This window comes from Actinomadura sp. CNU-125 (assembly GCF_001942465.1).
Lineage (GTDB): Bacteria > Actinomycetota > Actinomycetes > Streptosporangiales > Streptosporangiaceae > Spirillospora.
Window position 1 is genome coordinate 1 of the sequence record NZ_MKJY01000130.1, and the last position, 14,148, is coordinate 14,148.

Annotated in this window: 15 protein-coding genes and 1 pseudogene; 11 read left to right on the forward strand and 5 right to left on the reverse strand. The window is 68.4% G+C overall.

Translation table 11 applies throughout. The features are described 5' to 3' along the window. The 3 genes from BJF79_RS16980 to BJF79_RS16990 all read left to right on the forward strand — a co-directional run. A partial coding sequence (locus BJF79_RS16980) for a serine hydrolase domain-containing protein (protein WP_075898641.1) occupies nt 1-1,054 on the forward strand: 1,054 nt, incomplete at its 5' end. Between the two features lie 157 nt (nt 1,055-1,211). Continuing rightward, nucleotides 1,212-2,468, forward strand: coding sequence for a PucR family transcriptional regulator (locus BJF79_RS16985; protein WP_262402151.1), 1,257 nt, complete (start codon nt 1,212-1,214; stop codon nt 2,466-2,468). Nucleotides 2,469-2,771: 303 nt separating this feature from the next. Then, entirely contained in the window at nt 2,772-3,182 is a 411-nt protein-coding gene (locus tag BJF79_RS16990) for a DUF4232 domain-containing protein (RefSeq protein WP_075898645.1), read from the forward strand. On the opposite strand, the gene BJF79_RS16995 is transcribed toward BJF79_RS16990, so the two are convergent. The 3 genes from BJF79_RS16995 to BJF79_RS17005 all read right to left on the reverse strand — a co-directional run bounded on the left by BJF79_RS16995 (nt 3,174) and on the right by BJF79_RS17005 (nt 7,674). Continuing rightward, entirely contained in the window at nt 3,174-4,250 is a 1,077-nt protein-coding gene (locus tag BJF79_RS16995) for a hypothetical protein (protein WP_075898647.1), read from the reverse strand. The two genes, BJF79_RS16990 and BJF79_RS16995, sit on opposite strands and share 9 nt — an antisense overlap. Nucleotides 4,251-4,411: 161 nt before the next feature. Next, nucleotides 4,412-5,947, reverse strand: a complete 1,536-nt coding sequence (locus BJF79_RS17000; protein WP_075898649.1) for an AMP-binding protein — start codon at nt 5,945-5,947, stop codon at nt 4,412-4,414. Nucleotides 5,948-6,114: 167 nt separating this feature from the next. Then, a complete protein-coding gene (locus BJF79_RS17005) occupies nt 6,115-7,674 on the reverse strand; it encodes an MDR family MFS transporter (protein WP_075898651.1) in 1,560 nt (519 codons plus the stop codon). A gap of 143 nt (nt 7,675-7,817) precedes the next feature. On the opposite strand from BJF79_RS17005, the gene BJF79_RS17010 reads away from it, so the two are divergent. The 8 genes and pseudogenes from BJF79_RS17010 (at nt 7,818) to BJF79_RS60340 (ending at nt 13,496) form a co-directional block, all read left to right on the forward strand. Next, a complete protein-coding gene (locus BJF79_RS17010; RefSeq protein ID WP_075898653.1) occupies nt 7,818-8,399 on the forward strand; it encodes a TetR/AcrR family transcriptional regulator in 582 nt (193 codons plus the stop codon). Between the two features lie 141 nt (nt 8,400-8,540). After that, nucleotides 8,541-8,873: a hypothetical protein gene (locus tag BJF79_RS53365; protein WP_143219980.1), complete on the forward strand. Its 333-nt coding sequence runs from the start codon at nt 8,541-8,543 to the stop codon at nt 8,871-8,873. A 3-nt stretch (nt 8,874-8,876) separates the two neighbouring features. Beyond that, the gene (locus BJF79_RS53370; protein ID WP_143219981.1) at nt 8,877-9,947 is read left to right on the forward strand and encodes a hypothetical protein; all 1,071 of its coding nucleotides are present in this window, start codon (nt 8,877-8,879) and stop codon (nt 9,945-9,947) included. 52 nt (nt 9,948-9,999) lie between these two features. Beyond that, nucleotides 10,000-10,368 (forward strand): hypothetical protein, encoded by a 369-nt coding sequence (locus BJF79_RS60330; RefSeq protein WP_143219982.1) that lies wholly within the window; start codon nt 10,000-10,002, stop codon nt 10,366-10,368. Between the two features lie 2 nt (nt 10,369-10,370). Further along, nucleotides 10,371-12,131 carry an alpha/beta hydrolase gene (locus BJF79_RS17020; protein WP_075898657.1) on the forward strand — a complete coding sequence of 587 codons (1,761 nt, stop codon included), beginning with the start codon at nt 10,371-10,373 and terminating at the stop codon, nt 12,129-12,131. After that, nucleotides 12,110-12,652, forward strand: a complete 543-nt coding sequence (locus BJF79_RS53380) for a hypothetical protein (RefSeq protein WP_143219983.1) — start codon at nt 12,110-12,112, stop codon at nt 12,650-12,652. The genes BJF79_RS17020 and BJF79_RS53380 overlap by 22 nt, the downstream gene beginning before the upstream one ends. A 308-nt stretch (nt 12,653-12,960) precedes the next feature. Beyond that, a pseudogene (locus tag BJF79_RS60335) lies at nt 12,961-13,047 on the forward strand (hypothetical protein); the annotation flags it as partial. Nucleotides 13,048-13,112: 65 nt separating this feature from the next. After that, nucleotides 13,113-13,496 carry a protein-L-isoaspartate O-methyltransferase family protein gene (locus tag BJF79_RS60340; protein ID WP_262402152.1) on the forward strand — a complete coding sequence of 128 codons (384 nt, stop codon included), beginning with the start codon at nt 13,113-13,115 and terminating at the stop codon, nt 13,494-13,496. 88 nt (nt 13,497-13,584) lie between these two features. On the opposite strand, the gene BJF79_RS17030 is transcribed toward BJF79_RS60340, so the two are convergent. Both BJF79_RS17030 and BJF79_RS65640 read right to left on the reverse strand, forming a co-directional pair. Continuing rightward, entirely contained in the window at nt 13,585-13,773 is a 189-nt protein-coding gene (locus tag BJF79_RS17030) for a DUF397 domain-containing protein (protein ID WP_075898659.1), read from the reverse strand. 42 nt (nt 13,774-13,815) lie between these two features. After that, nucleotides 13,816-14,148, reverse strand: a 333-nt coding sequence (locus tag BJF79_RS65640; protein ID WP_316043370.1) for a DUF397 domain-containing protein, incomplete at its 5' end; no start/stop codon positions are given.

Here is a 14,148-nt window from a genome sequence, read left to right on the forward strand (position 1 = left end):
GGAGTTCCCGGCGCTGGCCGCGCGCAAGCTCGGCTTCCACGACCGGACGGTCGAGGCGTGGGCCGACCGGCTCGTCGCGGACGGCGCGCCCGGCGTGACGATCATGACCCGCCGGGACCGGCGCGTCTTCCACGCCACCGCCGGGGTGTCCGACAAGGCCACCGGACGCCCGATGGACCACCGGCTGCTGTTCCGCATCGCCAGCGTCACCAAGTCGTTCACCTCGACGGTCGTGCTGCAGCTCGCCGCCGAACGCCGGCTCTCCCTCGACGACACGGTCGAGAAGTGGCTGCCGGGCGTGGTCCGGGGCAACGGCAACGACGGCTCGAAGATCACCCTCCGGCAGCTGCTCGCGCAGACGAGCGGCCTGCACGACTACACGTCCGACCCGCGCATCTTCGCCGAGCCGGGGCGGGCCTGGACGCCCGCGGAGCTCGTCGCCATCGCGATGGAGACGCCGCCGCACTACGCGCCCGGCACCGACTGGAACTACTCGAACACCAACTACATCCTCGCCGGGATGATCATCGAGAAGGCCACCGGCAACCGGGTCGGGGAGGAGTACGAGAAGCGGATCTTCCGGCCGCTGCGGCTGCGGAACACGTCCTACCCGGAGACGAGCACCGCGTTCCCCGGACCGTACGTGCACGGCTACTACTTCGACTTCGGCGACGTCAGCACGCAGATCAGCCCGTCGAGCGCGCGCACGTCCGGCGGCATCGTCTCGACCGTGGACGACGTCGCGCGCTTCCACCGGGCCCTGTTCACCGGACGGCTGCTCCCCCGCCCGCAGATGCGCGAGCTGACGACCGTCCGGCCCGTCAACGACGACGGGATCGTCGAGGACTACGGGCTCGGCGTCGCGCGGATCAAGTTCTCGTGCGGGTACGCGTGGGGGCACGACGGCGGCTTCCCCGGCTACCGGACCTGGACCTACACCAGCGCCGACGGCGACCGCCAGGCCGTGATCACCTACAACGAATCGGCGCTGGAGGACGACGAGACGTTCCGCGCCGACCTCGCGAAGGCCGCCGACGCCGCGTTCTGCGCATAGGGGACGGACGCGTGATCGTCGCCGTCTTTCTTGTGCCCGGCTGAGCAGTGCTCTTCGCGTTTTGTTCCCGCGCCCTACAGAAACCGCGCGGCGACCGTGCGTACGGTCGGGGCCACGGCCGGATCGCCGGCCGTCCCGAACGGTGACGGAGGTGCCCGTGTCCAGAACCGTCGAAGCCGGAGCCGCCGAGCGGGCGGGCCGGGTCCCGCCGCGGCTCGCCCGGATCATGCGTCCCGAACTCCCCAGCCTCGCCGGGGAGATCATCGCCGAGATCCGGCGCGGCATCCCCGAGTACGCCCGCCCGCTGGACGGCCCGTACGGGCAGGTGCTGCGGCTCAGCGTGGAGCACAACCTGACCGCGTTCGTCGACCGCGTCGCCGGACCGCCCGGCGCGGCCGCGCCGGGCTCGCTCCCGTCCGGCGCGGCCCCGCCCGTCCCCGGTTCCGGGAGCGGCGACCTCGCCCGCACCGCCCGGATGCTCGGCCAGTACGAGGCGCACGAGGGCCGCACCCTCGACACGCTCCAGGCCGCGTACCGGATCGGCGGGCAGGTCGCGTGGCGGCGCGTCATGAAGGTCGCGCCGCGCCACGACATCTCGTCGGCCGTCATGTCGCGCCTGGCCGACGCGCTGTTCAGCTTCCTCGACGAACTCGCGGCGCTCTCCCTGGAGGGCTACCTGGAGGCGCGCGAGCGGCCGATCCCCGCACTGGACGAGCGCCGCCGCAGGCTACTGCGCCGCGTCCTCGAACACGCGCCGCACGACGCGTCCGAACTCGACCAGGCCGCGCACGCCGCCGGGTGGGCGGTGCCGGGCGAGGTCACGCTCGTCGCCGTCGAACCCGAGTCGCGGTGCGTGTGGACGGCGCTGGACGAGGACGTCCTCGCCGACCTCGAGACCGACGCGCCGCACCTGCTCCTGCCCGGCCCGTGCACGGCGGCGCGCCGCGCGATGCTGGACGCCGCGGTGCCGGGCCGCCGCGCCGCGATCGGCCTGACCGTCCCGCTGCACCAGGCCGCCGACTCGCTGCGCTGGGCCCGCCGCGCCCTCGGCCTAGCCCTGGACGGCGTGGTCGACGACAGGATCGTGCACTGCGAAGACCACCTGGTCACCCTGTGGCTGTTCTCCGATCCGGCGCTGGTCGAGCAGCTCACCCGGCGGCGGCTCGGCATCCTCGACACGATGACGCGCGGGCAGCAGGACCGGCTGACCGAGACTCTGCGGACCTGGCTCGTCACCCGCGGCACCGCCGCCGAGATCGCGGCGGAACTGCACATCCACCCGCAGACCGTCCGGTACCGGATGCGGAAGATCGAGCAGACCTTCGGCGCCGAGCTGACCGACCCGGAGACCCGCTTCGGCATCGAGGTGGCCCTGCGCGCCGCCCACCTGCGCCCGTCCGTCCGAACTCGTTGACCTGCGGCGTGTTGCCCTTATCCGGCCGCTTATTAGGGCAACACGCCGCAGGTCAACGAACCGGCGGGGGCGGCCCGCGGCGTCCGGCGTTCGTCCTCGGGGGGTCTGGGAGGATCGTCGGGTGCCCCTTTTCTCCCGAACTGCGGTGTTCGCCGTGGTGCTCGCCCTGACCGCCGCGTGCGGCACCGAGGTCCGTACCGCCCCGGCCGCCGACGGCGCGGCCCCGGCCCCTTCGTCGGGCTCGCCGTCGCCGCTCGTCTCGCCCCTCCCCCCACTGCGCGGGCCGCGGGTCGCGCGGACGGAGTGCTCGCCGGACGCGTCCGGCTCGAAGCACTCGAACCGGACGCGGCGATGGGGCTGCGCGGCATGCGGGTGAAGCTCCTGAACTGCGGCGACGCGCCCTACCGGCTGAACGGCTACCCGGCGCTGCGCGTCCTCGACGAGAACCGCGAGCCGTTCGAGGGGGTGCGGGTCGTCGAGGGTTCGACGACCATGACCGACCCGGGGCCGAAGGCGATCACCGTCCGTCCGGGCGAGTCCGCGTCGACCGTCCTGAACTGGCGGAACACGGTGACCCACGGGACGAACGTGAACGGAACGTTCCTGGAGGTCACTCCCGGAACCGGACGGAACCCGCTCAGCCTGCGCGTTCCGGGCGGCCTCGACCTCGGCACCACCGGACGCCTGGAGTCGACCGCCTGGTCGCTACCCTGACACCCGGTGGTCGTACGGCGCCGCCCACTGCCCGTCGTGCCGGATCCCGGCGGGACGGACGTGCGGCGCGGGCCGGACGGGCCACCCGGCGGGCGGCGGGCTCTGCGGGACGCCCGGTCCCGGACGGCCGCGCAACTCGTCCGGCACGACATCGGGCACCGACGCGGCGCGGCGCTCGTGGCGCGGGAAGGCGAGCAGCGCCAGCACCGCCAGCAGCACGCCCGCGACCCGCAGCCCGAACGGCGCGACGTCCCCCGGCCACGGCTCGCCGAACAGCAGCGTCGCCGACAGCAGCAGGTGCGTCTTGGCGGTCACGGTGACGACCGTGACGATGATCGTGAGCCGGCACCGCTGCAGCCCGATCGACACGAGCCCGAGGCCGAGCACGCCCGCCAGCAGGAACAGGTACGGGTGCGGGGTGGCGAGGACGCCGACCCCGGCGCCGTCCGCCAGCAGCATCGCCGTGCCCAGCCCGAACGCCTCGGTCGCGCCGAGCAGGACGCCCGCGCCGACCCCGTAGGCGATGCCGGTGACGGGACGCGCGTGCCGCCCGGCGACCGGACGGTCGCGGACGCTGAACATCCAGATCGGCACCGCGAGGGACGGCACGAACACCAGCCCCGCCTTCCACAGCGGCAGCGCGCCCGCCGCGTCCTCGCCGCCCGTCCGGTGCAGGGCGTCGGCGAGCGACTCGCCCGCCCCGGGCAGCACCGACAGCGCGGCCGTCACCATCGCGGCGACGGTGACGACCACGGCCAGCCACTCGCGCGACGTCGGGCGCTCGCCGAAGCCGCTCATCCCGACGACGAGCAGCAGCATCAGGCTGAGGCCGTAGGCGGGCAGGGCGGCGGCCACCGGCAGCGTGACCAGCGCGGCCGCGGAGATCGCGAACCCGCCGATCAGCAGGAAGACGGCCGCGAGCCAGCTCGCGCCGGCCACCAGCTCGGTCCCGGTGCGCAGCGGATGCCGTCCGCTGAGCGGGGCCATCCGCCCGACGGCCGTCTTGAACAGGACGAAGGCGACGATGTAGACGGCCTGCGCGGCGCAGGCGAGGACGAGCGCGTGCATGGCGCACCTCCGAGGGCGCGGCTAATGCGGGGCCCGATCCACCGAAAAGGCGTCCGAACACCCGCTCACCAGGCGTGTAACACTTCTAAAACGGATGGTGACATAGCGGAGGCATCCGGCGATTCGCCGTCGAGCACGGAGATATTCGGGTTTTTGTGCGTCTAACTGACAGTTCGTGAATCGGATTCAGGATCGCCGGACAGCCGCCGCCGGACGACCTTCCCCGTCGCGTTCCGCGGCAGTTCGTCCACGAAGTGCACATCGCGCGGAACGGCGAACCGGGCGAGATGGTCGCGGACGTGCGCCCGCACCGCATCGGCGTCGAGCGACGCACCGTCCCGCAGGACGACGAACGCCGCCGCACGCTGCCCGAACTCCTCGTCCGGCACCCCCGTCACCGCGACCTCCCGCACGTCCGGCAACCCCTCGATGATCTCCTCGATCGCCCCCGGGAACACGTTCTCGCCCCCGGAGACGATCATGTCGTCGTCCCGTCCGTGGACGAACAGCCGGCCCCGCTCGTCGAGGCGGCCCAGGTCCCCGAGGCCGATCATCCCGTCGCGCATCTCCTTCGCACCGCCCGAGGTGTACCCCGCGAACAGCAGCTCGTTCGCCGCGAAGATCCGCCCGACCGTCCCCGCCGGGACCGGTTCGCCCGCATCGTCCAGGATCGCCAGCCGCGTGCCGGGCGGCGGCGTCCCCGCCGTGTCCGGCGCCGCCCGCAGGTCGGCGGGCGTCGCGATCGTCACCCACGACGCCTCCGTCGACCCGTACAGGTTGTAGAGGACGTCGCCGAACCCGTCCATGAACGCCGTCGCCAGCGTCGCGGGCAGCGCCGACCCGCTGACCGCCGCGATCCGCAGCGACGGCACGTCCGGGCGGTCCGGCACGTCCAGCATCCGCTGCAGCATCACCGGGACGGCCACCAGCGCGGTCGCCTCCGTCGCCGCGATCGTCCGCAGCGTCTCCGCCGGGTCGAACCGGGGCCGCAGGACGATCGTCGCGCGCAGCGAGATCGCCACCTGCAGCATCGCGTAACCCCACGTGTGGAACAGCGGCGCCTCGATGAACATCCGCTCGTGCACCCGGTACGGGATCCGCGACAGGATCGACGTCAGCGGCGACAGCCCCGGACGCGACTTGCGGTCGGCCCCCTTCGGACGCCCCGTCGTGCCCGAACTGAGCACGATCGTCCGTCCCGTCTTACCGGGCGGCCCGACCTCCGTCCCGTCGTCGCCCGCGACGAGCGCCTCCAGCTCCACGTCCGTGATGACCCGCACGCCGTCCGGCAGCGCCTCCCGGAACGCGGCGAACTCCTCGTCGGCGATCACCACGTCCACCGACTGCTCGGCCACCACCGCGACGAGCTGCTCGACGCTCATCCCCGTGTTCATCAGCACCAGGTCCGCGCCCGCCTTGCCGCACGCGGCCAGCGCCTCGATCATCCCGCGGTGGTTGCGACACAGCACCGCCACGACCTTCCCGCGCACCTGCGCCGCGAGCCGTCCCGTCCGGGCGTCGAGCTCCCCGTAGGTCAGCTCCCCCAGATGGTCGATGATCGCGATCCGGTCCGGGTCGCGGGCGGCGGCGGACACGACCGTCCCGCCCAGCACGGTGCCCCATCTGCGCAGGGCCCCGAGCTGGCGGGCGACCCTGAGCGGCGGCCCCGGGCGCCACAGCCCGCTCCGGGCGAACATCCCGCCCGCACGCGCGACCGACGCCGTGCGCGCCCGAACTCCGAACCGCTCATCGAACGCTCCCCATCCCGATCGTGTGGGTTTCCGACCGTACGGATGGGGAAGTGCCCGTTTCTTCTACTTCAGCCCAGCTATTCGTTCACGGCCTTGTCAGCGGTCTGACAAGATCACGAACTCCCGAGCTTCGCCGGGACGCCCGCGTCCGCGTCGTCCGTCCCGTCCGGTTCGGGCAGGTCGAGGCTGTCGCGCAGCCGCACCGGCTTCAGCGCCGCCGCCGCGACGATCCCGACGACCGCGATGCCCGCGGAGATCAGGAAGATGTGCCCCGTCGCGTCCCCGTACGCGGCCCGGACGATCTCGCGGATCGGCTCCGGCAGCGCCGTGACGTCCAGGTCGCCGCCCGCGCCGCCGCTCTGCGACGCCGGCACGCCCAGCTTGGCGAGCCCCTCGGCGATGTGGTCCGCGACCTTGGCCGCCAGCACCGCACCGAGCACCGACACACCGATCGTCCCGCCGAGCGAACGGAAGAACGTGACCGTCCCGCTCGCCGCGCCGATCTCGTCCAGCCGCACCGAGTTCTGCACGACCAGCACCAGGTTCTGCATCGTCATGCCGACGCCCGCACCGACCAGGAACATCCCGACGCCCATGTAGACCAGCGACGTCTCGTGGTCGATGAACGACAGCATCGCGAACCCGGCCGTCAGCGTCACCGCACCGGTGACGATGTACCGCTTGACCGTCCCGGTCTTGGTCGCCAGCCGTCCCGCGATCGTGGACGAGCCGAGGACGCCCAGCATCATCGGGAACGTCAGCAGCCCCGCCTTCGTCGGGCTGAACCCGCGCCCGATCTGGAAGTACTGCCCCAGGAACACGGCCCCGCCGAACATGGCCATGCCCACCGCGAGACTCGCGACGATCGCCAGCGCCGTGTTCCGCTGCGTCACGATCTTCAGCGGCACGATCGGCTCGCGCACCCGCGCCTCGACCCACACCGCCACGGCCAGCAGCACCAGACCGCCCACCACCATCGCGGCGGTCTGCCACGACAGCCACGCGAAGTTGTTACCGACGAACGTCACCCAGATCAGCAGCGTGCTGACACCGCCCGCGATGAGCAGCGCACCCCAGTAGTCGATCTTGACGTCGTCCCGCTTGAAGACCGGAAGCTTCAGCGTCTTCTGCAGCATCACCAGCGCGACCAGCGAGAACGGCACGCCGATGAAGAAGCACCAGCGCCAGCCCAGCCACGACGTGTCGACGATCAGACCGCCGAGCAGCGGCCCGCCGACCGTCGCGACCGCCATCACCGCGCCCAGATAGCCGTAGTAGCGGCCGCGGTCGCGGGGGCTGATCATCGCGGCCATGATGATCTGCACCAGGATCTGCAGGGCGCCCATACCGAGCCCCTGCACCGCCCGCGCGGCGATCAGCTGCCCCGTGTTCTGCGCGAACCCGGACGCCAGCGACGCCACGGTGAAGATCACGATCGCGATCTGCAGCAGAAGCTTCTTGCTGTACAAGTCGGCGAGCTTGCCCCAGATCGGGGTGCTCGCCGTCGACACGAGCAGGGTCGCCGTGACGACCCAGGTGTACTGCGACTGGCTGCCCTTCAGGGCGCCGATGATCTGTGGCAGCGCCGTCGACACCACCGTGGAGCTGAGCATCGCGACGAACAGCACCAGCAGGAGGCCGCTCAACGCCTCCAGGATCTGCCGCCGCGACATCGCCGGCGACGGGGCACGCACACTCAAGGACGCCTCCGATGAAGTAGTGGGAACGAGACCTTCAAGTCATGCCGCCGGAAATATATTCCCACTGCGCAAAGTTTCCCAGAGTGCAAGGTCGTCACCGGTAAGGTCATGGAGGCATGGAGAGTCTGCGCGAGCGCAAGAAGGAGGCGACACGACGCGCCCTGCACCGGGCCGCGATCCGCCTCACCATCGAACACGGACTCGACAACGTCACCGTCGAAGCCATCGCCGACGCCGCGGACGTCTCCCGCCGCACCTTCTCGAACTACTTCGCCGCCAAGGAAGACGCACTCCTCTACGGCGACGCCGAACGCATGGAGTCGCTCCTGCGCACCTTCGCGTCCCGTCCCCCGACCGAACGCGCCTGGCCCGCCCTCCGAAACTCCTTGCACGCGCTCCTGCAAGAGGTAGGCGAACCGGACCCGGAGTGGGCCGCACAGGCCCGATTGGCGCGCGCGCACCCGTCCGTCCTGGCCCGCCAACTCGCGCGCTGGGCCGAGTTCGAGCGCAGCCTCGCCGCGCTGATCGCCGAACGCGATGCCCTACCCCCCGAAAGTCCGCGGCCCCGGATCCTCGCGGGCGCCTTCATGACGACCGTCCGCGTCGCGTCCCTGGCGTGGACCGATCAGCATCCCCCACGGTCCCTGGCAGTGGTGGCGAACGAACACCTGGACGAAATGTCCCGAGCCTTCGACTGACCGGACAATTCGGCCAATTTCCCCGACCAAAAAGCGAGTTCCCCTCACAATTGACCCCAGTTTGACCTCCGAACGAACACATCGGAATACTGGCGGTCGTTTTTCGCTCTTGTCGTGCGACGCTCGTGAGGGGAACAAGGCGTGACGACACCCGCCGGTCACGGAACAAAGTACGACCATAGCCAGATCCGGGACATAGCCCGTCAAATACGACGCGAGCTGGCGACCCACTCAAGCACGTCCCTCAAGATCCCCGCGACCGCGTTCGGCATCTGGGACGCCGCCCGAGCGCTGAGCAGCACGGTCGACCAAGGCAACACCCAGATCACCCGCGCCCACCAGCGCCTCCTCGACGATGTCCTCTTCGCAGCGAACGCCCTGGAAAAGGCCGCAGAAAACTACCGCGACGCAGACGAAAAGACCCTTTCAGGCATCCGCTCAATCACCACCGCATCCCGAGAGCCGATGGCGTAGCGGATGGGAACGATCAAAACCGGCGTCGCCCCCATCGGAAACCCGCACGAAAACGTCGACGCGATCCACACACTCCTCGACGCCACCGACCCCCGCACGATCAAGGCCGCCGGGGACGCCCACCTCGCGGCCGCACAGAACATCGACGGCCTCCGGGCCCTGCTCGTCCGAGCCTCCAGAACGCTGGCCGAAGTCTGGGAGGACGAAGCGGCGACCGTTGCCCTGCGAGCCCTCCGCACGCTGCAGACCAACGCCGAGAACCTGAGCACCGCCACCCGCCAGATGGGCGAGACCCTCGACTGGTTCGGCGGCGAGATCCTCCCCTGGTACGTCGCCAACAAGCCCGGCGACGAGGACGCCCACGAGCACATGCAGCACCTCAACCGCCGCATAGCCGAAGCCTGGACACGCCTCCCCGACTCTGTGACCACGGAACCCATAAGCACGAACCATGAGTGGCTGGCCTCAGAAGGTTCCGCAGGCAACAGGATCGCCAACGCCCTGACGGCCACAAGCGAACAAGCAGCACCCGCAAAAACGGACGACGCCACCCCGGACAATCCGCCTGCAAGCGCTCACACAGAACTGGCCGGCGTAGAGCCGACGCACCACGACGCCGCCTCCGGTGGACGGGCCGCGCCACACGCGCAGGCGCCACCTTCCATCCCCACTCCAGGAATCGGCGTCGCTGGCGGGGCGCCGACCACACGGCCAAAACCACTGTCCGCCCCAAGAAGGCCCAACGGACGAGCGCACGCCGTGCCCAGCGGAGGAGAGAGCAGCACCCCAATAGGCACTACGAACACCGAAGCCGCCGGAACCGGCCGAACCGGCACACACGGGATGCCGCTCTTCCCTATGGGTGCAAGTGGCGGTCAGCAGGACGACGAGCGCAATCGGGAGCATTGGCTCCCCGAAGACCAAGACTTCTGGGGCGCGGAGCACACCGTGCCCCCCGTGATCGGCGCTCCCGTCCCCACCGACGACGGCGACCTCATCCAGAGCAACCCACCAATCGACCCTGAAGGTCCACCCGCACGTCTGGACGCCTCCTCGATCTTGCGAGGCGAGTGAACTCGTCATCCCCCGACCGCGAGCACCCATCGCCCCGTAGAAAGAGCGCCCCATGACCGAGCACAGGACCAACATCCGGCGCAACCAACCCTCAGCACCCACCGGTTCCGGTATCTCCGCAGTAGATCCGGCCGCGCTACGAAACGCGGGGAGAACCGCACCCGAAGTCAGTTCGCACATCCGGACGGGCGGCAAGGCTTTCCCGTCCGCCACGGACCAAGCGGCCAGCGCGCTCGGTAACGGCTGGGCGACGGCGGACGCCATGAAGCACGTCTCGTCCGAGTGGCTGCAGACGCTCAACCGGATGACGGACGAGATCGAGTTTCTCGGCGACGCCGTCGAGAGGTGCGCCACGAACGCCCAGTGGGCCGACCGGCAGACGAAGCAGGCCATCGAGCGGATCCGGACGGGAGCACGTTAGCGATGGTGTCCTTCGCCCAACTTCGAGACGCCAGGCCCGGCGACCTCGACTCGGCTTGGCGGTCCTGGCGCAAACTGGTCGAGCACCTCGAACAAGCCGAGGACGCCTACCAAGGCAAGTTCCTCAACGGCGTCCGAAGCGCCCGCTGGAAGGGCGCGGACGCAGAGGCCGCGATGCGGACCCTGCTCCCGGTGCGATCACGCATCCGCGTCACGTCCGGCGAAGCATCAGCGGTCGCGAGCGTTCTCAACTCCGCACAAGGCAAAATCCAGTCCGCACAGAACGAACTCCGCTCTGCGATCAGCTCAGCCGAGAGCCAGTACCTCAGAATCGGCCACGACGGCTCGATCGACTTCCCAGACACCCTCCCCGCCCGCTACGCCAACTGGCAAGAGTTGCAGAAGGTCGCGCAGGACATCCAGGGCAAGTTCGTCGCCGCCGTCAAGAAGGCCACCGTCGCAGACAACGAGATAGCCGGCGCCCTCCGAGCGCTACGCCCCGACGTCCTCAACACCAAGAACCCCCTCGCGGGGCTCCAGCAAGACGCAGGCGTCGCAACCAAACTCGCGGGTTTCAACCCGAACAACATCCCGCCCAGCAACCTCAAATCCCCGGGGGAAGTCGCGGACTGGTGGCGAACCCTCCCCGAGGAGCAACGCCACCTCATGATGAACGCCTACCCGACCAAGATCGGATGGCTCGACGGAATCCCCTCGGAAGACCGCGACGAGGCCAACCGAACCCGTCTGGAGAGCCGCCTCACCGAGCTCCAAGCCAAAGGCGGCAACCTCAGCGAGTTCGAAAGTCACGACCTCGGACGCCTCGTCGCGTTGAACAAAGCCATCTCAACATACGAGTCGAAAGGCCACGACCTGTATGTACTCGGCTTCGACTCCACAACCACCACAGAAGCAGAGAAAGAGGACGGCAAAGGGGCCGATGGCCGGGCCATCGTAGCCTTCGGCAACCCAGACCTCGCCAAGCACAGCGCAGTATACGTGCCAGGCACCGAGCAGGATCTGACAAAGTTCACCGACAGCATGGACCGGGTCCACAACCTCTACGAGGCCACCAAGATATTCGCCGACGGCCCCGTCTCGACCGTTGCCTGGCTAGGCTACGACGCCCCGGACGAAATCTTCTTCAATGCCGCCTCGGGAGGATACGCCGACGCAGGCGGCCCACAGTTGAACAACTTCATTGACGGTCTCAGAGAAGCCCAATCAACGGCCGGAAATGACAGCGCACACATGACCGCGGTCGGCCACAGCTATGGCTCCACGGTAATCGGAGAGGCGGCCCGCCATCCAGAGAACCGTCTCCCGGTAGATGACATCGTGGTCGCAGGCAGCCCCGGCATGCGGGTATCCCACGCCGAAGACCTCGGCATCGGGGCGAACCATGTCTGGGCGCAGGAAGCCTCAGGCGATCAAGTCCCCAGCTCCGGCCGCTACCTCCACGGCTCAGGAGGACTCCCACCCATCGGTGGCTTGCAGCACCTAACCGGCGTCCCGAACGTCCCCAGTGACCAAGAGTTCGGCGGCCAGCGCCTCATGACAGACACCGAAGGCCATGGAAATTATTGGGATGGCGAAGAAACAAGCGGCCCACAAAAATCATTCGAAGCAAGCGAAAGTCTAGAACAGCAGGCCAAAGTTATTGCAGGAACACATAGCGATCGAGAGCCACACAACAACCCTACTCCATACGGGACTGGAGGCAACGAAGAGAGGAGGGAAAAATGGTGGCAGGGCATCTCATGAAAAATGCAATTATTATCATCTCCTCCACGGCAACGTTGTCTAGCTGTCACTCGATTTCAATCCCGGGCACTTATCCCGCTGAAAATCCGAGAAAAATCGGTCACACAGTTCAGAAACTTAGCAGCGAGATGATGGACAGCCTCCCCAGAGAGGCCGAAGAGTCCGCTGGAGTTGAGTTCGACTTCTGCGGAGAAGAGCCGCACAAAAAGAAGGAAGTCGTACCACTTCCAGACGACCCGTGGCGCGTCGATTCCAATCTATACGAATTTAAGTCGCACACATATTTCCAAGTTAACAACGCACAGGACGCGCCGTCACTGTATCGAGAGTTAATGAGCAATCTAAAAAGGGTTGGAGGTTGGGATGTTTCCATGATGCACAATACAGCAAATTTTCCATCTGGCATCAACGGCTACAAACAAGGGGTTAGCCTTTACGCCTCCCATCACCCTTCCCTCAACGGGAGAACAAATATTAAAGTGTCTCTACGGAGCCACTGCTTTAAACATCCAAACGCCTGACGCTAAAGCCAGAACTGCGGGGCATCGCTGATGCCTTGAGCGGATACGGCAATTGCAACCGAACTGCTACGGAGGTGGGCCCGCGGCCGTGCCAACAGTACGGCTGCGACAGATCCGAATTGCTTCCCGAACGGATTTGGGTGCGGTCCTCAGACGGTCAGCTTCAGCAGCTCGATCGGGCCGACGACACGGAGACGTGGGAACGCCACGTCGCCAGTGGCGAGTCTGTGGTGACTCAAGTCCACAGGGACGCCAACGGGATGCTTTGGCCGACCTGCTCGGCATCTGCCCTCTACATCGTACGCCAGATGCTCGACGTCGCCAGACTCGAACCCGGCATGAACGTCCTAGAAGTAGGCGCCGGTACCGGGTTTAACGCCGCGCTCATGGCCGACGCTGGTGCCCACGTGACCACGGTCGAGATCGATGCCCAACTGGCTGCCGCCGCGTCGGCTGCTTGGTGCGGACGGGCTTCGACGATTGTGTCACCGTCATCACCGGCGACGGCGAAAACGGCGCTCCCTCGGAGGCGCCGTTCGATCGGGTGGTGGTCACGGCGTCGGCCCGGACGATCCCGTACGCGTGGGTCGAGCAGACTCGCGACGCGGGCCGCATCGTGGTGCCCTACTCCGGCCCCGAATGTGTCGGCGCGCTCGTGGTCCTCGACGTCGCGGACGGCATCGCCAAGGGCCGCGCAGTAGACGACGCGTTCTTCATGCCGTTGCAGGGTCAGAAGCAACCGCAATCGGTCCTTCAGACCGAGCACGAGCCTGACGCCCTGAACCGGTTCCGCATAACCGTCACCGCGACCGGCCAGGACGTCAGCTTGGCTCCGGCGGCTTGAACGCGCCAGCCCGTGCCCTCCCCAAGCCGGGCCCGCACCGACTGCCTCAGCTCATGCGTCAGGGAGGTGTTCGTGCGGAACGAGCCGTTCAGTGCTCGTCCGAGGCCGCCTGGACGGCATCCCTGAGTGTGATGGGACGGAGCAGGAGGACGGGGCCCTCTGGGGCCTTGCTGTCTCGGACGGCGATCTTGCCGGGGAGCCCTGCCAACTCGACGCAGTCACCCCCGTTGGAACCGCTTCGGCTTGCCTTGCGCCAGGTGGCTTTACTCAGTTCCATTCGTCCAACATCTTCCTGCTTCTACGTCAGGGGACGTGCCGTTCAGCGCGTGTTCGAGGCCGTCTCGACGGCCTCGCGCAGCGCGGCTCGGGGGAGCAGGAGGACCGGCCCCTCCGGGTCCTTGCTGTCGCGAACGGCCACCGAGCCGGGGAAACCCGCCAGCTCGACACACTCGCCGCCGTTGTTCAGACTCTTCGTCGCCCTACGCCATTGGGCGTTGTTCAGGTCCATCTGTCCTCGGCCACCTTCCTGATGAGGTCTCTCGACATGTGGCCCGGCAAGGTCCTGTTCCGGAGGTTGAGGGGCCACGCGTTTTCCGGACAGCTTCTTCATGGGTGATCTGCGGGCAGATCTACGCTGCTTGCTGCCGATCCA

Excerpts from the sequence above, each read along its gene's own strand:
- BJF79_RS16995 (WP_075898647.1), bottom strand. The coding sequence starts at position 4,250 with ATGCACGCGCTCGTCCTCGCCTGCGCCGCGCAGGCCGTCTACATCGTC.
- BJF79_RS17000 (WP_075898649.1), bottom strand. The coding sequence starts at position 5,947 with ATGTTCGCCCGGAGCGGGCTGTGGCGCCCGGGGCCGCCGCTCAGGGTC.
- BJF79_RS17005 (WP_075898651.1), bottom strand. The coding sequence starts at position 7,674 with ATGTCGCGGCGGCAGATCCTGGAGGCGTTGAGCGGCCTCCTGCTGGTG.
- BJF79_RS17010 (WP_075898653.1), top strand. The coding sequence starts at position 7,818 with ATGGAGAGTCTGCGCGAGCGCAAGAAGGAGGCGACACGACGCGCCCTG.
- BJF79_RS53370 (WP_143219981.1), top strand. The coding sequence starts at position 8,877 with ATGGGAACGATCAAAACCGGCGTCGCCCCCATCGGAAACCCGCACGAA.
- BJF79_RS60330 (WP_143219982.1), top strand. The coding sequence starts at position 10,000 with ATGACCGAGCACAGGACCAACATCCGGCGCAACCAACCCTCAGCACCC.
- BJF79_RS17020 (WP_075898657.1), top strand. The coding sequence starts at position 10,371 with ATGGTGTCCTTCGCCCAACTTCGAGACGCCAGGCCCGGCGACCTCGAC.
- BJF79_RS53380 (WP_143219983.1), top strand. The coding sequence starts at position 12,110 with ATGGTGGCAGGGCATCTCATGAAAAATGCAATTATTATCATCTCCTCC.
- BJF79_RS17030 (WP_075898659.1), bottom strand. The coding sequence starts at position 13,773 with ATGGAACTGAGTAAAGCCACCTGGCGCAAGGCAAGCCGAAGCGGTTCC.